The organism is Salinarimonas ramus (assembly GCF_014645695.1).
GTDB lineage: Bacteria > Pseudomonadota > Alphaproteobacteria > Rhizobiales > Beijerinckiaceae > Salinarimonas > Salinarimonas ramus.
Genome location: NZ_BMMF01000003.1, coordinates 124,297 through 142,108 on the forward strand (window position 1 = coordinate 124,297; position 17,812 = coordinate 142,108).

Genomic DNA, 17,812 nt, shown 5'->3' on the forward strand with positions numbered 1-17,812 from the left:
GGCGGCCGGCGACGCCGGCACGCGAGACGAGGCGGTTGCGATAGAGAAGCGCGCGGGCGCTGGCAAGAGCGGGATGGCCACACCGCGCGCGTCGGCGCGGGCGCGCTCAGTGCCCGCTCTGGCTCTTCTCGAAAGCGGCCTTCTGCTCGGGCGTGGCCTCGGCCTGGTGCTTCGCCTTCCACTCGGAATAGGGCATGCCGTAGACGGCCTCGCGGCTCTCCTCCTTGTCGAGGGGCACGCCGCGCTCGCCGGCGGCGTCGACGAGCCAGTTGGAGAGGCAGTTCCGGCAGAAGCCCGCGAGGTTCATCATGTCGATGTTCTGCGCGTCGGGGCGCGAGGCGAGGTGCGCGAGGAGACGCCGGAAGGCGGCGGCCTCAAGGTCGGTGCGGGTCTTGTCGTCGAGGTCGGAGAAGCGCATCGGGAAGGCTCCATGTCGTCGCGGCATTGGCCGGCGGGTTCGCTTTCCTTCGATATGGCGGATGACCGCGCGCGTGAAAAGGCATAGACAGGGCGCGAACCGTCGAGATGCGCGCGAAGCGCACGAGAGGGAGGGAGACAGCCCGTGACCGCGTCCAGAGACGCCGCCACCGCGACGCCGCGCGCCGTCGCCGAGCGCCGCGCCGCCGCCGAGCGGATCCTCGCCGCTGCGATCGCCCGCGCCCATCCCGCGATCTGCCTGCCGCCCCGGCTGCCCGCGCCGCCGGCCGACGGGCGCATCGTCGTCCTCGCCACCGGCAAGGCCGGCGCGAGCATGGCCGCGGCCGCCGCCGCGCATTACGCGCAGGCCGGCGTGTCGCCCGAGCGGATCGTCGGCCTCGCCGTCTGCCGCCACGGTTACGGCGCAGAGGCGGGGCCGATCCGCGTCGTCGAGGCCGGCCATCCGGTGCCCGACGAAGCGGGCGTCGCCGCCACACGCGAGACGCTGCGGCTGGCCGAGAGCGCGGGCGCGGACGATCTCGTCCTCGCGCTGATCTCGGGGGGCGGCTCGGCCAACTGGATCGCGCCGGCGGGCGACCTCACGCTCGCCGAGAAGCAGGCGATCACGAAGGCGCTCCTGCGCTCGGGCGCGACCATCGGCGAGATCAATTGCGTGCGAAAGCGGCTGTCGCGAATCAAGGGCGGGCGGCTCGCGGCGCTCGCCGCGCCGGCGCGGCTCGAAGCCTTCGCCATCTCGGACGTGCCGGGCGACGATCCCGCGACCATCGCGTCCGGCCCCACCGTGCCCGATCCGACGACGAGCGCGGACGCCCGCGCCGTTATCGCCAAGTACGCCCTCACGCTGCCCGACGCGGCGCGCCGCCTCCTCGACGATCCCGCGAACGAGACGCCGAAGCCCGGCGATCCGTGCTTCGCGCGCACGCGGTTCACCGTGATCGCCCGTCCGGCGGAGGCCATCGCGGCCGCGGCCGAGGCGGCCCGCGCCGAGGGCTACGAGCCCATGGTGCTCGGCGCCGACGTCGAGGGCGAGGCCCGCGACGTCGCGCGTGCGCACGCCCGCCTCGCGCTCGAGGCGAAGCGCGCCGGCCGGCGGGTCGCCATCCTCTCGGGCGGCGAGCTCACGGTGACGATCCGCGGCCAGGGCCGCGGCGGGCCGAACCAGGAATACGCGCTCGCCCTCGCGCTGGCGCTCGAGGGCACGCCCGGCATCGCCGCGCTCTCCGCCGACACCGACGGCACCGACGGCGGTCGTGGCGCGGCTACCGATCCGGCGGGCGCGTTCGTGGACGAAACGACACCGGCGCGTGCGGCCACGATAGGACTCGACGCCGCGCTCTATTTGGAGCAAAACGATTCAACGGGCTTCTTCGAGGCCCTCTCCGATCTGCACTCCCCCGGTCCCACCCGCACGAACGTCAATGATTGCCGCATCATCCTGGTCGACTGAGCGGCGCGGCTCGGCTCGCGCGCGACGCCGCGGGCTCGCCGCGGCCGCGCTCGCCTGCCTCGGCCTCGCCGCGGCGGCGAGCCCGGCGGCGGCGGACCTGCGCCTGTGCAACATGACGGACAGCCGCGTCGGCGTCGCCATCGGCCATCGCGACGCGGAGGGCTGGCTCACCGAGGGCTGGTGGAACCTCGATCCCCGCGCGTGCGAGACGCTGCTGGAAGGCGCGCTCGGCTCGCGCTTCTACTACGTCCACGCCATCGACTACGATCGCGGCGGGGAATGGGGCGGGCGCACCGAGATGTGCACCCGCGAACGCGAGTTCACGATCCGCGGCGTCGAGGATTGCCTCGCCCGCGGCTTCGACCGAAACGGCTTCTTCGAAGTCGACACGGGCCAGCAGCGCAGCTGGACCATCCAGCTCACAGATCCAGACAGACCCGGAGCCGCTCTGAGATGACGCGATCGAGACGGACGAAGATCGTCGCCACCCTGGGACCCGCCTCCAGCACCGTCGAGATGGCCTGCCGGCTGCACGAGGCCGGTGCGGACATGTTCCGAATCAACATGAGCCATCTCTCGCGCGACGATCTGCGCGAGCGCGTGGCCATGGTGCGGGCCGTGGAGGAGCGCGTGCGCACGCCCGTGCCGGTCCTCGTCGACCTGCAGGGGCCGAAGCTGCGTGTGGGGACGTTCTCCGGGGACAAGGCCGAGATCAACGTCGGCGACACCTTCGTCCTCGACGACGATCCGTCGCCGGGCGACGCCAAGCGCGTGCACCTGCCCCATCCCGAGATCCTCTCGGCGCTCGAGCCCGAGCACGTCGTCATCATCGACGACGGCAAGCTGCGCCTCGTCGTCGAGGACGTGGTGCCCGGCAAGAAGGCGACGACCCGCGTCGTCGTCGGCGGGACGATCTCCAACCGCAAGGGCGTCTCCCTGCCCGACACGCAGATCCCCGTCTCGGCCATGACGCCCAAGGATCGCTCGGATCTGGAGGCGGCGATGGACGTGGGCGTCGACTGGGTGGCGCTGTCCTTCGTGCAGCGCCCCGAGGACATCGCCGAGGTCAAGAAGGTCACCCGCGGGCGCGCTCTCGTTCTGGCCAAGATCGAGAAGCCGCAGGCGCTGACGCGCCTCGACGAGATCATGGAGATCTCGGACGCGCTCATGGTCGCGCGCGGCGATCTGGGCGTCGAGCTGCCGCTCGAGCGCGTGCCCGGCATCCAGAAGCGCATCACCCGCGGCGCACGGCGCCTGGGCAAGCCGGTGATCGTCGCGACGCAGATGCTCGAGAGCATGATCACGGCGCCCGTCCCCACCCGCGCGGAGGTGTCGGACGTCGCCACCGCCGTCTACGAGGGCGCGGACGCGGTCATGCTGTCCGCCGAGAGCGCGGCGGGCCAGTTCCCCATCGAGGCGGTCTCCACCATGGACCGCATCGCCCAGCAGGTGGAGCAGGAAGAGCTCTACTGGACGATCATCGCCTCCCAGCAGGCCGAGCCCGAGGCGACAGGGTCGGACGCCATCGCCGCCGCCGCGCACCGGATCGCGGACACGCTGGGCATCAACGTGATCTGCGCCTGGACCTCGTCGGGGGCCACCGCGATGCGCATCGCCCGTGAGCGGCCCAACTCGACGATCATCGCGCTCACGCCCAGCCGCGACGCGGCGCGGCGCGCCCAGCTCGGCTGGGGCGTCCACCCGGTGATGACCCGCGACGCGCACGACGTGGACGACATGACCTTCCGCGCCTGCAAGTTCGCGGTCCGCACGGGCCTCGCCAAGGTGGGCGAGCGGGTGATCGTGGTCGCCGGCGTCCCCTTCGGCACGCCGGGCGCGACCAACATGGTGCGTATCGCCTTCATCAAGCAGGAGCACGCCGACGCCGCGTGAGCGCGCACGCTCGCGTCGAGCCCACGACGATCGGGCGAGACGCCGATACGAGAAACCCGCACCGGCCGCCGGTGCGGGTTTTTTCGTGCTCGTTTCGTCGACGTATGGAAGAACACCACTCCGAAACGGTAAGAACCTCCGCTCGGTCGTGCCGGATCGGGACCATCCGAGACGTGGGATCGATCATCCCACGACAATCACCAGCAAAATAAAACTTAATGGCTCGACAACCCATCGGAAGCATCCAAAGTAGCACAGTCTCCGAAGATACGCATTCCAAAATACATTCGCATTAAATCCCTATTCAGAAGATCTCCGTAGGATTTCTACAAACGCCAGCGGAGATCTACCCATGCGAGCCACCGGTTTCGGCCTACTCTTCCTCGCCGCGACGGCGGCGATCGCTCCCGCGTCCGCGCAGGGCGTCCCGCCGCGCGCGGAGGCGCTCATCGACGATGCCGTCGTCGCGGAGGTGCGGTCCTGGCTCTCGACCGAGATCGTGCGCCTCTCCGTCACGAACCAGAACGAGCGCTACGCGGACCTCGACGCCAACGGCATCTCCGCGCTCGACGCGCAATGGGTCGCCGAGCGCGAGGCGGCGGACAAGCCGCTCATCGCCGCGACCCTCTCCTCGCCGCTCTCCGTCTATCTCACGCGCATCCAGGCGCGCTCGCTCGGGCTCTACGCCGAGCTGTTCGTGACGGACGCGCACGGCCTCAACGTCGGCCAGAGCTCCATCACCTCCGACTTCTGGCAGGGCGACGAAGCCAAGTTCCAGGAGACCTTCCCCAAGGGCCCGGACGCCGTCTTCATCGACGAGCCCGAATGGGACGACGAGATGCGCGTCTGGCGCGCCCAGCTCAACCTCACCATCGCCGACGAGAGCGGTCGCACGCCCATCGGTGCCGCCACCGTCGAGATCAACCTCACCGAGCTGATGCGCCGCGACGGCTTCGTCGGCGGCTGAACCCGCGCAGGCCCACGCCCAGGATCCGGACAGACCCATGCTGAACAATCTCTCCGTCACCAAGAAGGGCCTCGCCGCCTTCGTCGGGCTCGCGCTCGTCGGCGTCGCGGCCGGGCTCGTCTCCTTCGATCGCGCCACGGCGACCGACACCGCGATCGACAGCGCGAACCAGGCGCAGGAGCTCATCGGCGACGCCCGCGAGCTCGACGCGAAGATCTTCGCCCAGGCGTTCGCGATCCAGAGCTTCATCCTGTCGGGCGAGCGCGGGCACCTCGCCGAGTACGAAGCCACGATCGAATCCACCCAGGCGCTGTTCGACGAGGTGACCCGCGAGGCGCGCGGCTTCGATCCCGTCGTCGCCGACAACCTCACCGCGGCCCAGACGAGCTGGAGCACGTGGCGCTCCTCCTACGTCGATCCGCAGATCGAGCGCATGCGTGACCCGATGTCGATCGATCTCGCCCGCGCCGTCGCCAGCACCGAGGAGGCCGACCGTACCTTCGAGGCGGTCATCGGCGCCATGAACCAGGTCGAGCAGGGGCTCGGCGGTCTCCAGGAGACGCTCGTCGCCGGCCAGCAGGCCGCCCTCGCGACGGTGAAGGCCGTGGGTCTCGGCGCGTCCTTCGTCATCGCCGCGGTGGCGCTCGCTTTCGCCTATCTCAACTTCGCCACCATCTCGGGCCCGCTCTCGCGGCTCGCCGACGCGACCCAGCGCCTCGCCGAGGGCGATATCGACGCCGAGGTCGGGACCTCCGCCCGCGGCGACGAGATCGGTCGGATGGGTGCCGCGCTCGGCGTCTTCCGCGAGAACCTGATCCGCACCCGCGCCCTCGAGGCGGAGACCGCCGAGGCCCGCGAGAGCGGCGAGCGGCGCCGCCGCGAGGAGATGGCGCGCCTCGCCCGCGAGTTCGAGGCCTCCGTGCTCCAGCTCTCCGACGAGATGCAGGCGGAGACCGCGCGCCTCTCGGAGGCAGCGGGCACGCTCACGGGTATCGCGTCGGTCACCACGGAGCAGGCGGTCGGCGCGTCGAGCGCGTCCGAGGAGACCGCGGCCAACGTCCGCGGCGTCGCGTCGGCGGCCGAGGAGATGTCCGCCTCCATCAACGAGATCACGAGCCAGGTGCACGCCTCCTCGCAGATGGCAGTGGAAGCCGCCGGCGACGTCGAGCGCTCGAACAAGGCGGTGGCGAACCTCAACGGCGTCGTCGAGCGCATCGGCGACGTGACGAAGCTGATCTCGGAGATCGCCGCGCAGACGAACCTGCTCGCGCTCAACGCCACCATCGAGGCGGCCCGCGCGGGCGAGGCGGGCAAGGGCTTCGCGGTCGTCGCGGCCGAGGTGAAGTCCCTCGCCGACCAGACCGGCAAGGCCACCGAGGAGATCGCGAGCCAGATCGCGGAGATGCGCGGCGCCGCCCACGCCTCCATGCAGGCCGCAGCCGCCGTGGCCGAGAAGGTCCGCGCCATCACCGAGCGGATGAACACCGTCGCCGCCGCCGCCGAGCAGCAGAACGCGACGACGGGCGAGATCGCCCGCAACGTCGCCGAGGCCGCCTCGGGTACGCAGGACGTCAGCCGCACCATCGGCGAGGTCTCGGGCCAGGCGACCCGCACCGGCGAGCTCTCCGACCTCGTCAAGAGCGCCTCGGGCACGCTGCAGGAGCGCTCCTCCGCCCTGCGCGCCGCCATGGACGCCTTCGTGAACAAGGTGCGCGCCGCCTGAGGCACGCGCCGCCACGCATCACCGACATCGTGCCGAGGGGCGCGCGGGAGATCCCCGCGCGCCCCTCTCGCGTTTCGGGTCGGTGAATATTTTCTGAACGCGCGGTTCAAGCTGGGTTCCGCCGGGCTCCCCTACACCGGAGACACGCCGAACGGACGGCGTCGCCGAAACGGAGGAGACCGGACCCATGCTCTCGATGCTCATCACCCCCCGCAGGACGCTCGCCACGGCCCTCGTGGCGCTCGCCACCGCCACCGCCCTCCCCGCCGCCGCCAACGAGATCTCGATCCGCCAGTACGGCACCGACCACACGGTCGGCGGCGAGCAGACCGGCTGGCGCAATCGCGTCGGCACCTTCCAGGAGGGCCGCGCCAACGACGCGATCGTGCGCCAGCACGGCCGGCGCAACATCGGCGCCATCGGCCAGAGCGGCTTTCGCAACCACGCCGACACGTGGCAGCGCGGGCGCGACAACGCGGTCGGCATCGGCCAGTTCGGCGACGACCATTCCGTGGTCGTGACCCAGGACGGCAACGGCAACATCGCCGCGGGCGTTCAGGTGGGACGCGGCTGCACGGGGGAGGTCGTCCAGAACGGCCGCGGCAACGTCTCCGCCTTCGTCCAGACCTGCAATTGATCCGCGCGAGGGGAGGAGGAAGAGCCATGACCGGATTGGGCAAGATCGCCGCCGCCGCCGCCGTCGCGATGAGCGCGCTCGGCCCCCTCGCCGCCTCGCTCGGCGCCTCCGCCGCAGGCGGCGGCGGAGCGACCGAGAGGCTCGCGTGCGAGATCCGCGCGATCGAGCGCGGCGGGCTCGTGATGCTGGAGCCGATCGTGCGCGCGAGCCGCGCCGCGTCGGGCAGCTACACGCTGAGCGTCGAGAGCCGCGGCAGCGGCGGCAGCAGGAGCGACGTGGAGCAGGGCGGCGGGTTCAGCCTCGCCGCCGGCGAGGAGACGCGGCTGGGCAGCGTCGGCCTCGCGGCCGGCACGCGCTACGACGCGGTTCTCGAGATCGAGGCGGGCGATCGCACCGCCACCTGCCGCGCACCCGCGCGGCGCTGACGCCTTACGTTTCGGGAGAGACGACGATGACCCGCAAAGCCATTCTTCTCGCCGCCGCCGGCCTCCTCGCCGGTGCTCTGGCCACAGCGCCGGCTCAGGCCGGCGGCACGGTCAGCGTCACCGCGAACCCGAGCGGCGACGCCGGACGGCTGCTCGCCGCCGGCCTCGCCATCTACGGGATCGCCAAGGACATCGACGCCAACGGGCGTATCACGCAAAGGGGCCGCGACAACGCCGCCGGGCTCCTGCAGGACGGGCGCGGCCACCTCGGCATCGTCCACCAGGACGGGAGCGGGCACGTGGGCACGCTCGAGCAGAGCGGGGCCGCCAACAGCTACGGCCTCTTCCAGTTCGGCCGCGGCGCCCGCGCCGCGGTGCGCCAGCACGGCGTGGGGCGCAGCGGGGTCACCGTGCAATACGGGTTCTGATGCGCCTCGGGTGAGCGGTGCCTCAGAACAGTCCAGAGAACAGGCCGCGGCGGGTCGGCTCGAGAGCCGCCGTCTCCGCCGGGGCCGCGGCGTAGAAGCCGCCGGCGTTCTGCTTCACCTTCACCGTGGCGCCGACCTCGGCGCGCTCGTAGAGGTGCAGCACGTCCTGGTTCAGCATGCGGATGCAGCCCGAGGACACCGCCTGGCCGATGGACCAGGGCTCGTTCGTGCCGTGGATGCGATAGAGCGTGTCGCGACCGCCTTCGTAGAGGTAGAGCGCGCGGGCGCCGAGCGGGTTGTCGAGGCCGCCCTCCATGTGGCGCGGAAGCTCGGGCTGGCGCCGGCGCATGGCGGCGGGCGGCGTCCAGCCCGGCCAGCGGGCCTTGCGGCCGATCCGCGCCGTTCCGGACCAGGAGAAGCCGTCGCGACCCACCCCGATCCCGTAGCGGTAGGCACGCCCGCCGGGCCGCACGAGATAGAGGTGCTTGTCGGCGGTGTCGACGATGATGGTGCCCGGGCGCTCGCCCCCCTCGTACACCACCTCGGTGAGGCGCAGATGCGCGGGCATGACCCGCGGGTCGACGAAGGGGATGTCGTAGGGCTCGTCCGGGATGAAGCCGGAATACCAGCCGGACGCTTGCGGATAGGCGCCTCCCCGGGCGCCTTGGGCGAGCGCGGGAGCGGACGATGCGACGGCGGCCGTGGCCGCGGCAGCGCTCAGGAACGAGCGGCGCGTGATCATCGAGGGACCTCGCTTGACATGAACTTGGCATGACAAGCTTCGAGGCCGATCCGGGTTCCCGCGCCGCTGTTCGAGCGGCGCCCTCCCGCGCCTCAGGCGTTGCGCCAGGCCTTCGCGAGATCGATGAAGTTGCGCAGGATCGTCTCGCCGTGCTCGGAGAGGATGCTCTCCGGGTGGAACTGGACACCATGGACGGGCAGCGTCCTGTGCGAGGCGGCCATGATCTGGCCGTCCTGCGTGCGCGCCGTCACCGCGAGCACGTCCGGGCAGGTGGCGTCGTCGATCACGAGGGAGTGGTAGCGCGTCGCCGTGAAGTCCTGCGCGCAGCCGGCGAAGAGCCCCTCGCCCGTGTGGTGGACCCGGCTCGTCTTGCCGTGCATCGGCAAGGGCGCGCGCACGATGTCGCCGCCGAAGGCCTGCCCGATCGTCTGCAGGCCCAAGCAGACGCCGAAGATCGGTACGCGCCCCGCACCCTTCTCCACGGTCTCGAGGCAGATACCCGCTTCCGTCGGCGTGCAGGGCCCGGGCGAAAGCACGATCGCGTCGAAGCCGCCGTCGAGCGCCTCGTCCGCGCTCACGGAATCGTTGCGCACGACCTCGATCTCGCGGGTGAAGCGGCTCACGAGATGGACGAGGTTCCAGGTGAAGCTGTCGTAATTGTCGATCACGAGAAGCCGGGGCGTGTCGGATCGCGGGCTGGCGGAGCTCGTCATGGCGGGCGGCCTTCGGTTGCGCGTCTCCCCTCTAGCAGCCCGGGCGCCCGGCGCAAAGCCGCGCAGGCCCGGAACCGCGATCGGCCGCGCGCCGTTCTCGCTCGTACGAAACGAGAACGAGCCCCGATATCGAGCCCAATGGAGGCCCCGACATGTCCGCCGACGATCGTCACCACGAGGATACCCGCGCGCGCGGCGCGCACCAGGACCCGCCGGAGGTGGAGAACCCCAAGCAGACCCCGCCCGCCGGCAATCAGGAGAAGGACCCGGAGGATTGGGTCACCGGCCACGAGCCGATGACGGGCGCGCAGGCCTCCTACCTCAAGACCCTCTCCGAGCAGGCGCACGCGCCCGAGCTCTACGACCCCAAGCTCGACAAGGCGGAAGCGTCGAAGCGCATCGACGAGCTGCGCGAGAAGACCGGGAAGGCGTGAGCGCTTCCTCGGGATCGCCGCCCGCCGCGGATCATTCCGCGGCGGCGGCCATGTACCGTGTCGGGTCGTAATTGAGCACCGGCGCGAGCCAGCGCTCGACCTCGCGCACGTCCATGCCCTTTCGCCGGGCGTAGTCCTCCACCTGATCGCGCTCGACCTTCGCGACGCCGAAATAATGCGCGTCCGGATGGGCGAGGTAGAGGCCCGAGACCGACGAGCCGGGCCACATGGCGTAGCTCTCCGTCAGGGAGACGCCGATCGAGCGCTCCGCACCGAGGAGCGAGAACAGCGTCTCCTTCTCGGTGTGGTCGGGCTGGGCGGGATAGCCCGGCGCCGGGCGGATGCCCTGGTAGGTCTCCCGAATCAGCTCCTCGTCGGAGAGCGCCTCGTCCGGCGCGTAGCCCCAGAATTCGGTGCGCACGCGCTGGTGCATGCGCTCGGCCAGCGCCTCCGCGATGCGATCGGCCAGCGCCTTGACCATGATCGAGCGGTAATCGTCGTTGGCGCGCTCGAAGCGCTCGGCGATGCGCACCTCCTCGAGGCCCGCCGTCACGACGAAGGCGCCGACATAGTCCGGTATTCCCGTGTCGGCGGGCGCCACGAAGTCGGAGATGCACTGGTTGGGCCGTCCGTCGCGCTTCGTCAGTTGCTGGCGCAGGCCGTGGAAGGTGGCGAGCGTCTCCTGCCGGCTCTCGCCGGTATAGAGGCGGATGTCGTCGCCCACGCTGTTCGCCGGCCAGAAGCCGATCACGGCCTTGGGCGTGAACCACCTGTTCTCGACGACGTCGCGCAGCATCGCCTGCGCGTCCTCGAAGAGCTGGCGCGCCGCCGGCCCCTGGTTCTCGTCCTCCAGGATCGCCGGGTAGCGTCCCTTGAGCTCCCAGGTCTGGAAGAAGGGCGTCCAGTCGATGCAGGCGGCGAGGTCGGCGAGGTCGTAGGTGCGGAAGACGCGCGCACCCGTGAAGCTGGGCTTCGTCGGCCGATACGCCGTCCAGTCGATCCGCGTCGCGTTCTCCCGCGCCTTGGCGATGGGCAGGCGCTGCTTGTCGGCCTCCGAGCGCGCATGCGCGTCGGCGACGCGGGCGTATTCCTTGCGCAGCGTCTCGACATAGGGCCCCTTCTGCTCGTTCGAGAGCAGGCTCGACACCACGCCCACCGCGCGGCTCGCATCCGTGACGTAGACCGCCTGGCCCCGGGCGTAGGAGGGGTGGATCTTCACCGCCGTGTGCACGCGGCTCGTCGTCGCCCCGCCGATGAGGAGCGGAATGTCGAAGCCCTCGCGCTCCATCTCGGCGGCGACGTGGACCATCTCGTCGAGCGAGGGCGTGATCAGCCCCGAGAGCCCGATGATGTCGACGCCGTGCTTCCTCGCCTCGTCGAGGATCCTGGCGGCGGGCACCATCACGCCGAGGTCGATGACCTCGTAATTGTTGCAGGCCAGGACGACGCCGACGATGTTCTTGCCGATGTCGTGCACGTCGCCCTTGACGGTAGCCATGAGGATCTTGCCCGCCGCCGGCTTGTCGACGAGGCCCATCTCCTCCTTCTCCTTGTCCATGAAGGGGGTGAGATAGGCGACCGCTTGCTTCATCACGCGCGCGGACTTGACGACCTGCGGCAGGAACATCTTGCCCGCGCCGAAGAGGTCGCCCACCACGTTCATGCCCGCCATGAGCGGGCCCTCGATGACGTGGAGCGGGCGCTCGGCGCGGGCGCGGGCCTCCTCGACGTCCTGGGTGATGTACTCCGTGATGCCGTTGACGAGCGCATGCTCGAGGCGCTTCTCGACCTCCCAGGAGCGCCATTCGAGGTCCTGGACGCGCACCGCCCCGGAGCCGTCGCCCTTGAAGCGCGGGGCGGCGTCCAGCAGGCGCTCGGTGGCGTCCTTGCGACGGTTGAGGACGACGTCCTCGCACAGCTCCTTGAGCTCGGGATCGAGCTTGTCGTAGACGCCGAGTTGGCCGGCATTGACGATGCCCATGTCCATCCCCGCCTGGATGGCGTGGTAGAGGAAGACCGTGTGCATCGCCTCGCGCACCGGCTCGTTGCCGCGAAACGAGAACGACAGGTTCGACACGCCGCCCGAGACGTGGGCGTGCGGCAGGTTCGTGCGGATGGCGCGCGTCGCGTCGATGAAGTCGACGCCGTAATTGTCGTGCTCCTCGATGCCCGTCGCCACCGCGAAGACGTTGGGATCGAAGACGATGTCCTCGGGCGGGAAGCCGACCTCGTCCACGAGGATGCGGTAGGCGCGCTCGGTGATCTCGATCTTGCGCGCGGCGGTGTCCGCCTGGCCCTCCTCGTCGAAGGCCATGACGACGACGGCGGCGCCGTAGTCGCGGCAGATGCGCGCCTGCTCGCGGAAGGCGTCCTCGCCCTCCTTCATCGAGATCGAGTTGACGATGGCCTTGCCCTGGACGCACTTGAGCCCGGCCTCGATCACCTCGAACTTGGACGAGTCGATCATCACCGGCACGCGGGCGATGTCCGGCTCGGCGGCGACGAGGTTGAGGAACTCGACCATCGCCTTCTTCGAATCGAGCAGGCCCTCGTCCATGTTGACGTCGATGACCTGCGCGCCCGCCGCGACCTGGTCGCGGGCGACGTCGAGGGCGGCGGCGTAGTCGCCGTTGGTGATCAGCTTCCTGAACTTGGCCGAGCCGGTCACGTTGGTGCGCTCGCCCACGTTCACGAAGGGGATGTCCTTCGTCAGCGTGAAGGGCTCGAGGCCCGAGAGCCGCATCAGCGGCGCCTTCGCCTCGACCTTGCGCGGCGCCTTGCCCTTCACGGCCTCGGCGATCGCGCGAATGTGGGCGGGCGTCGTGCCGCAGCAGCCGCCGACCATGTTGACGAGGCCGGCCTGGGCGAACTCGCCCACCATGGCGGCGGTCGCCTCCGGGCTCTCGTCGTAGAGGCCGAACTCGTTGGGCAGCCCCGCATTCGGGTAGGCGCACACGAAGGTGTCGGCGACGCGCGCGATCTCGGCGATATGGGCGCGCATCTCACGCGCCCCGAGCGCGCAATTGAGGCCGATGGTGAAGGGCTCGGCGTGCCGCACGGAGTGCCAGAACGCCTCGGGCGTCTGGCCCGACAGCGTGCGCCCGGAGAGGTCCGTGATCGTGCCGGAGATCATCACCGGCAGCTCCGCCCCGCGCTCGGCGAAGACCGCGCGCGCCGCCGCGATGGCGGCCTTGGCGTTGAGCGTGTCGAAGATCGTCTCGATCAGGATCAGCTCCGCCCCGCCGTCCACGAGGCCGCGGATCTGCTCGGCATAGGCGTCGCGCACCTCGTCGAAGGTCACGGCGCGGTAACCGGGATTGTTGACGTCCGGCGAGATCGAGAGCGTGCGGTTCGTGGGCCCCACCGCGCCCGCGACGAAGCGCCGGCGCCCGTCCTCGGCGGCCGCGATCGCCGCCGCCTCGCGGGCGAGGCGCGCGCCCTCGACATTGAGCTCGTAGACGATGTCCTCCATGCCGTAATCGGCCTGGGCGATGCGGGTGCCCGAGAAGGTGTTCGTCTCGACGATGTCCGACCCCGCCCGGAAATAGTCCAGGTGGATGTCGCGCATGGCGTCGGGCTGGGTGAGGATCAGGAGGTCGTTGTTGCCCTTCTGATCGTGCGCGTGATCGCCGAAGCGCTCCCCGCGGAAATCCGCCTCCGAGAACTTGCGGCTCTGGATCTCGGTACCCATGGCGCCGTCGAGCACGAGGATGCGCTCGCTCGCGGCTTGCTTCAGGGCGGCGAGGACCTCGGCGCCGTCGGCGGGGCGGATATCGGACATGGTTTTGTCGCTCTCTCGTCGGATCGCGGGAAGTCTCTGGAACGGGTGCGCGTCGCGGCGTCAGGCCGCGGCGGCGGGGGTCTCGGCGGGGCGCAGGCCCAGCATGTGGCAGATGGCGTAGGCGAGCTCGGCGCGGTTCATCGTATAGATGTGGAACTCGCTCACCCCGTGCTCGCGCAGGTCCGTCACCTGCTCGCAGGCGACGGCGGCGGCGACGAGCTTCCTCGTCTCCACGTCGTCGTCGAGCCCCTCGAAACGCTTGGCGAGCCAATTCGGCACCGAGGCGCCGGTGCGGCGCGCGAAGTTCGCCGTCTGCTTGAAGTTCTGCACCGGCACGATGCCCGGCACGATGGGAATGTCGATGCCGGCCGCGCGGACGCGGTCGACGTAGCGATAGTAGATCTCGTTGTCGAAGAAGAACTGCGTGATCGCCCGGGTGGCGCCGGCATCGACCTTCTTCTTGAGCGCCTCGACGTCGGCGTCGAACGAGGTCGCCTCCGGGTGCTTCTCGGGATAGGCCGAGACGGAGACCTCGAAATCGGCGATGCGCCTGATCCCGGCGACGAGGTCGCAGGCCTGGGCGTAGCCGCCCGGATGCGCCTCGTAGGCGGTGCCCGGCCCGCCGATGGGATCGCCGCGCAGCGCCACGATGTGGCGCACGCCCGCCTCCCAATAGCCGCGCACGACCTCGTCCACCTCCTCGCGGGTCGCGGCGACGCAGGTGAGGTGGGCGGCGGGCTCGAGGCTCGTCTCGCGCACGATGCGCGCCACGGTCGCGTGGGTGCGCTCGCGCGTCGAGCCGCCGGCGCCGTAGGTCACGGAGACGAAGCGCGGCGCGAGCGGGGCGAGCCGCTCGATGGAGGACCAGAGCGTCCGGTCCATCTCCTCGGTCTTGGGCGGGAAGAACTCGAAGGAGACGTCGATGGCGGAAGCGGGCGACATCAGGCGACCTCTCTGTCCTGCGTGCGAAACGGCATGTCGTTGATCCGGCGGCGGTCTCGGCCGAGCCAGAGCGAGACGGTGAGCGCGTCCTCGCCCGCACGCGGCGGGGCGAGATCGCGATGAAGGGTGCAGTCGAGCCCGGCCTCGGCGAGCCAGCTCTCGACCTGCTCGCGCGAGAAGCCCAGGCGCCGATGCGCCTGGGCGGTGCGCAGGAACTCGAGCTCGTGGGGCGCGAAGTCGACGACGAGGAGCCGCCCGCCCGGCGCGACGAGGCGCGCGGCCTCGCGCAGCGCGCGGGCCGGGTCGTCGAGATAGTGCAGGACCTGGTGGATGATCACGAGGTCGAAGGAATTCGCCTCCACCGGCGGCGCGTGGATGTCGCCCTGGCGCAGCTCGACCCCGCGTACCCCCGCCTTCTCGAGGTTGGCGCGCGCCACCGACAGCATGGCGTGGGAGGCGTCGAGGCCCACCACCCGTTCGGCCCGGCCCGCGAGCAGCGAGAGCATCCGGCCCGTGCCGGTGCCGAGATCGACGAGCGCGCGGATCGGGCGATCGCCGAGCGCCGCCTCGATCGCGGCCTCGACCTCGTCCGCCGGCGCGTGCAGGGAGCGCAGGCGGTCCCAGTCCGGCGCGAGGCGGGCGAAATAGGATTGCGCCGCCTCCGCCCGCGCGGCGCGCACGGCGGCGAGCCGCTCACGATCGCCGGCGGCGGTGGCGTCCTCCGCATCGAGCGCGTCGAGCATGGGCCGCAGCAGCGCCGCCGCCGGATCGCGCTCGGCCAGGCGGAAGAAGGCCCATGCCCCCTCGCGATGGCGTTCCACCAGCCCCGCCTCGACGAGGAGCTTGAGATGGCGCGAGATCCGCGGCTGCGACTGGCCGAGAATGTCGGTGAGATCCGAGACCGACAGCTCCCCCTGCGCCAGCAGCGAGAGCACGCGCAGACGCGTCTCCTCTCCCGCCGCGCGCAAGGCGGCGAGAGCGTTCGGCAGGGTCAGCGTCGTCTCGGGCATCGAACCTCTCCGGCTGGCGCGACGGGCACGTGCGGAGCACGATAGCACGCCTTGCGGCGGAAAGGTAGATATAAAGATATCTTTATGTGCAGATCGAGGAGGAGATCCAATGTGCAGATCGCAAAATCGACTTGACCGAGCGCGCGCAGGCAGCTTCAACTTCGAACTGCTTCAGTGAGAAGTTGCATGCCGTCCATCGAAGAACACACACGTCCGGCTCACGCGATCCACAATCCCGTAGCCGATCTCTCAGCGAGCCCGGACCAGCTCCTAGCGGAGTTGGTCGATCTTCGTCGGCGCGCCCGTCCCGAATTGGACGAGCTGTGCCGGGAGCTGGCGATCTACAGCCGACACTCTGAGATCAACGAGAAATCTGTAGAGTCGGCAAAAGGAAAGGCAACCCGTCCTTCGATCCTGATGGGCAAGCCATGGTACACCGCTGCACACCTTCGCGATTTCCTGCGTTTCAGGACACCGCTTCGGACGATCCATGACGCCGCAAAGACGATCATGTTTTTCGCTCACCAAGCTGATCAGGGCGCGTTATCGCTCGTGAAAATCGATACGAGAAAATTCATGATGCCGAATCCGTATGGCTGGAGGATGATTGCCATCGATTTTCGGTTAGCACAGAGCGGCATGCTGGTGGAACACTACATGACATACGCAGACTGCCTTGCCGTGAATGATCTCATGCTGCACGCGGTGTACGAGCGCTGGCGCAATCGCGGTGATGAGCTCACGATCGGCGAGCGGCGTCGGCAAGCCCAGCAGATCGGTCTCTCCCGGCTGACGAATGAGGCCATCTTCGCTGAGGCGGCCAGATCCGAACACGCGAACCTGGACGAGGCCCGCCAAGCCGTGGCCGTCTCGACGTCCGCCTTCGCCCGAAGCGTGGTCCAAGGCCTCGAAGAGCTGATCTCGGTCAGCTGACCGCATAGACGCGCTCGCCCGGCCGGGGAAGCGCACCGGCGCGCACGAGGAGCGTGCGGATGTCCGCGACCGTGAGATCGTCCAGTGCCAGGTTGCCGAGCGCCGCGCGGTAATCGAGCCAGGCGCGAGAGGCGTCTCGCACGGCAAACTGCCGCTCGGCGTCTCCCGACAGGTCGGCCCAGTTTTCCCAAAGGTCGGCGGCGGGCACCGCCTCGGGCTCCCATGGCCCGCTGCCGCGCTTGACGAGAGGCACGTCGATGCCTGCCTCATAGGCCTCGACGAAGACGGCATCCTCGAAACGGTGGCGCGCTGCGATCATCGGCCGTTCACTCCTCAGGCCCTCAATCTAGCAACAACAAGCTCGGTGCGCTAGTTCCACGATCGAGACGTGCCGAAGATCGCCCAACTCTACCGAAAGCTCTCCGAGATCGCGCGCAGGTGGTTCATGCCGCCGCCGGAGGCGCCGAAGCCGGAGCCGCCCCAGCCTCCTCCTCCGCCGCCGCCCGCGCCTTGCGGAGGGGGCGGTGCGCCCGGCTCGGAGCCGTCGGCGAGGCGAAGGCCCACGTATTGGCGGGTGCCGTCGGGATGGACGCGATAGGTGCGGTAGAGGAGCTGGCCGTCCCAGCTCGTCTCCTCGCCGGGGCTCGGGCGCATCATCACGAAGCCGCCGGCGCGCTGGAAGGCGAGGTCCTCGTCGGGGATGGCGGCGGTAACGGGCGGCTCCTCGGGACCACCGGAGCCGAGCACGACGGCGACGACGACGAGGAGGCAGGCGGCGGCGGCCGCCGCGGCGACGAGGCGCCCGTGCGGGACCGGCCGGCGCGCCTCGCGGCTCTTCGCCGGCTGGCGGCGCTCGGCCGAGCGCGTGGTGAGCACCTGCGTCCAGTACTCGCTCATGACGGCGGCGAAGGCGGCGCGGGTCTCGGCGGAGGTGCGCTCCACCGAGGCGATGCCCTCCCCGAGCGCGCGCGACCCGTAGATCTCGACGAGGCGCGGGGGCGCGCCCTCGCTCTCGTGAACGACTGCGACGGCGCCGCCGCCGGCCTCGACGAAGCTCGCGATCAGCCGCGCGCCGTCGCGGGCGCGGCGCTCGTCGGCGTTCGCCTCGATCAGCGACCACGTGCCGGGCGCCAGGCCCTCGACGGGCGGCGTCTCGTAGCGCACCGCGACGACGTAGGTCGCATGGTCGCCGCGCGGGTCGGCCTCTGTCATCGTCCACCTCGCGAGCCCCCGACGGATCCAGGGACTCTCGAGGCGACGCTAGCGCGGAAAGCTTGCCGCAACCTTGACGGGATCGCG

General features: G+C 70.4%; 18 protein-coding genes. 10 read left to right on the forward strand and 8 right to left on the reverse strand.

Features of this window, described 5'->3' with window-relative positions; translation table 11 throughout:
* Window positions 1-106: 106 nt before the first annotated feature.
* Entirely contained in the window at window positions 107-418 is a 312-nt protein-coding gene (locus IEX89_RS05185; protein ID WP_188910344.1) for a DUF1244 domain-containing protein, read from the reverse strand.
* Between the two features lie 144 nt (window positions 419-562).
* On the opposite strand from IEX89_RS05185, the gene IEX89_RS05190 reads away from it, so the two are divergent.
* The 8 genes from IEX89_RS05190 to IEX89_RS05225 all read left to right on the forward strand — a co-directional run bounded on the left by IEX89_RS05190 (window position 563) and on the right by IEX89_RS05225 (window position 7,958).
* Window positions 563-1,885, forward strand: coding sequence for a glycerate kinase type-2 family protein (locus IEX89_RS05190; RefSeq protein ID WP_188910347.1), 1,323 nt, complete (start codon window positions 563-565; stop codon window positions 1,883-1,885).
* A complete protein-coding gene (locus IEX89_RS05195) occupies window positions 1,857-2,342 on the forward strand; it encodes a DUF1036 domain-containing protein (protein ID WP_188910349.1) in 486 nt (161 codons plus the stop codon). The genes IEX89_RS05190 and IEX89_RS05195 overlap by 29 nt, the downstream gene beginning before the upstream one ends.
* Window positions 2,339-3,778 carry a pyruvate kinase gene (gene pyk / locus IEX89_RS05200; protein ID WP_188910351.1) on the forward strand — a complete coding sequence of 480 codons (1,440 nt, stop codon included), beginning with the start codon at window positions 2,339-2,341 and terminating at the stop codon, window positions 3,776-3,778. Before IEX89_RS05195 ends, pyk begins: the two co-directional genes overlap by 4 nt.
* 352 nt (window positions 3,779-4,130) lie before the next feature.
* A complete protein-coding gene (locus tag IEX89_RS05205) occupies window positions 4,131-4,745 on the forward strand; it encodes a hypothetical protein (protein ID WP_188910353.1) in 615 nt (204 codons plus the stop codon).
* Window positions 4,746-4,782: 37 nt separating this feature from the next.
* Complete coding sequence (locus IEX89_RS05210; protein WP_188910355.1) at window positions 4,783-6,468, forward strand: methyl-accepting chemotaxis protein; 1,686 nt, start codon at window positions 4,783-4,785, stop codon at window positions 6,466-6,468.
* 187 nt (window positions 6,469-6,655) lie between these two features.
* On the forward strand, window positions 6,656-7,105 hold the full coding sequence (locus IEX89_RS05215) for a curlin (protein WP_373290551.1): 450 nt from the start codon (window positions 6,656-6,658) through the stop codon (window positions 7,103-7,105).
* Window positions 7,106-7,131: 26 nt separating this feature from the next.
* Window positions 7,132-7,530, forward strand: coding sequence for a curli-like amyloid fiber formation chaperone CsgH (gene csgH, locus IEX89_RS05220; RefSeq protein ID WP_188910357.1), 399 nt, complete (start codon window positions 7,132-7,134; stop codon window positions 7,528-7,530).
* Window positions 7,531-7,556: 26 nt separating this feature from the next.
* Window positions 7,557-7,958, forward strand: a complete 402-nt coding sequence (locus IEX89_RS05225) for a curlin (protein WP_188910359.1) — start codon at window positions 7,557-7,559, stop codon at window positions 7,956-7,958.
* A gap of 22 nt (window positions 7,959-7,980) precedes the next feature.
* Here the strand turns inward: IEX89_RS05225 and IEX89_RS05230 are convergent, their stop codons facing one another.
* The gene (locus IEX89_RS05230; protein ID WP_188910361.1) at window positions 7,981-8,700 is read right to left on the reverse strand and encodes a L,D-transpeptidase; all 720 of its coding nucleotides are present in this window, start codon (window positions 8,698-8,700) and stop codon (window positions 7,981-7,983) included.
* 92 nt (window positions 8,701-8,792) lie between these two features.
* Window positions 8,793-9,413 carry an anthranilate synthase component II gene (locus IEX89_RS05235; protein WP_188910363.1) on the reverse strand — a complete coding sequence of 207 codons (621 nt, stop codon included), beginning with the start codon at window positions 9,411-9,413 and terminating at the stop codon, window positions 8,793-8,795.
* 152 nt (window positions 9,414-9,565) lie between these two features.
* Here IEX89_RS05235 and IEX89_RS05240 point away from each other — a divergent pair, with 152 nt between their 5' ends.
* On the forward strand, window positions 9,566-9,847 hold the full coding sequence (locus IEX89_RS05240; protein ID WP_188910365.1) for a DUF3072 domain-containing protein: 282 nt from the start codon (window positions 9,566-9,568) through the stop codon (window positions 9,845-9,847).
* 31 nt (window positions 9,848-9,878) lie between these two features.
* Here the strand turns inward: IEX89_RS05240 and metH are convergent, their stop codons facing one another.
* The 3 genes from metH to IEX89_RS05255 are packed head-to-tail and all read right to left on the reverse strand — an operon-like array spanning window position 9,879 to window position 15,580.
* Window positions 9,879-13,628, reverse strand: coding sequence for a methionine synthase (metH, locus tag IEX89_RS05245; protein ID WP_188910367.1), 3,750 nt, complete (start codon window positions 13,626-13,628; stop codon window positions 9,879-9,881).
* A 60-nt stretch (window positions 13,629-13,688) separates the two neighbouring features.
* Window positions 13,689-14,570, reverse strand: coding sequence for a methylenetetrahydrofolate reductase [NAD(P)H] (metF, locus tag IEX89_RS05250; protein WP_188910369.1), 882 nt, complete (start codon window positions 14,568-14,570; stop codon window positions 13,689-13,691).
* A complete protein-coding gene (locus tag IEX89_RS05255) occupies window positions 14,570-15,580 on the reverse strand; it encodes an ArsR/SmtB family transcription factor (protein WP_188910371.1) in 1,011 nt (336 codons plus the stop codon). The genes metF and IEX89_RS05255 overlap by 1 nt, the downstream gene beginning before the upstream one ends.
* A 186-nt stretch (window positions 15,581-15,766) precedes the next feature.
* On the opposite strand from IEX89_RS05255, the gene IEX89_RS05260 reads away from it, so the two are divergent.
* A complete protein-coding gene (locus IEX89_RS05260) occupies window positions 15,767-16,513 on the forward strand; it encodes a hypothetical protein (protein WP_188910373.1) in 747 nt (248 codons plus the stop codon).
* Here IEX89_RS05260 and IEX89_RS05265 read toward each other — a convergent pair.
* The gene (locus tag IEX89_RS05265; RefSeq protein WP_188910374.1) at window positions 16,506-16,832 is read right to left on the reverse strand and encodes a hypothetical protein; all 327 of its coding nucleotides are present in this window, start codon (window positions 16,830-16,832) and stop codon (window positions 16,506-16,508) included. The two genes, IEX89_RS05260 and IEX89_RS05265, sit on opposite strands and share 8 nt — an antisense overlap.
* 89 nt (window positions 16,833-16,921) lie before the next feature.
* Entirely contained in the window at window positions 16,922-17,725 is an 804-nt protein-coding gene (locus IEX89_RS05270) for a hypothetical protein (protein ID WP_188910377.1), read from the reverse strand.
* Between the last annotated feature and the right edge of the window lie 87 nt (window positions 17,726-17,812).

What these genes read in the sequence shown, in the direction of transcription:
- IEX89_RS05185 (WP_188910344.1), bottom strand. Translation starts at nt 418, where the DNA reads ATGCGCTTCTCCGACCTCGACGACAAGACCCGCACCGACCTTGAGGCC.
- IEX89_RS05195 (WP_188910349.1), top strand. Translation starts at nt 1,857, where the DNA reads ATGATTGCCGCATCATCCTGGTCGACTGAGCGGCGCGGCTCGGCTCGC.
- pyk (WP_188910351.1), top strand. Translation starts at nt 2,339, where the DNA reads ATGACGCGATCGAGACGGACGAAGATCGTCGCCACCCTGGGACCCGCC.
- IEX89_RS05205 (WP_188910353.1), top strand. Translation starts at nt 4,131, where the DNA reads ATGCGAGCCACCGGTTTCGGCCTACTCTTCCTCGCCGCGACGGCGGCG.
- IEX89_RS05210 (WP_188910355.1), top strand. Translation starts at nt 4,783, where the DNA reads ATGCTGAACAATCTCTCCGTCACCAAGAAGGGCCTCGCCGCCTTCGTC.
- IEX89_RS05215 (WP_373290551.1), top strand. Translation starts at nt 6,656, where the DNA reads ATGCTCTCGATGCTCATCACCCCCCGCAGGACGCTCGCCACGGCCCTC.
- csgH (WP_188910357.1), top strand. Translation starts at nt 7,132, where the DNA reads ATGACCGGATTGGGCAAGATCGCCGCCGCCGCCGCCGTCGCGATGAGC.
- IEX89_RS05225 (WP_188910359.1), top strand. Translation starts at nt 7,557, where the DNA reads ATGACCCGCAAAGCCATTCTTCTCGCCGCCGCCGGCCTCCTCGCCGGT.
- IEX89_RS05230 (WP_188910361.1), bottom strand. Translation starts at nt 8,700, where the DNA reads ATGATCACGCGCCGCTCGTTCCTGAGCGCTGCCGCGGCCACGGCCGCC.
- IEX89_RS05235 (WP_188910363.1), bottom strand. Translation starts at nt 9,413, where the DNA reads ATGACGAGCTCCGCCAGCCCGCGATCCGACACGCCCCGGCTTCTCGTG.
- IEX89_RS05240 (WP_188910365.1), top strand. Translation starts at nt 9,566, where the DNA reads ATGTCCGCCGACGATCGTCACCACGAGGATACCCGCGCGCGCGGCGCG.
- metH (WP_188910367.1), bottom strand. Translation starts at nt 13,628, where the DNA reads ATGTCCGATATCCGCCCCGCCGACGGCGCCGAGGTCCTCGCCGCCCTG.
- metF (WP_188910369.1), bottom strand. Translation starts at nt 14,570, where the DNA reads ATGTCGCCCGCTTCCGCCATCGACGTCTCCTTCGAGTTCTTCCCGCCC.
- IEX89_RS05255 (WP_188910371.1), bottom strand. Translation starts at nt 15,580, where the DNA reads ATGCCCGAGACGACGCTGACCCTGCCGAACGCTCTCGCCGCCTTGCGC.
- IEX89_RS05260 (WP_188910373.1), top strand. Translation starts at nt 15,767, where the DNA reads ATGCCGTCCATCGAAGAACACACACGTCCGGCTCACGCGATCCACAAT.
- IEX89_RS05265 (WP_188910374.1), bottom strand. Translation starts at nt 16,832, where the DNA reads ATGATCGCAGCGCGCCACCGTTTCGAGGATGCCGTCTTCGTCGAGGCC.
- IEX89_RS05270 (WP_188910377.1), bottom strand. Translation starts at nt 17,725, where the DNA reads ATGACAGAGGCCGACCCGCGCGGCGACCATGCGACCTACGTCGTCGCG.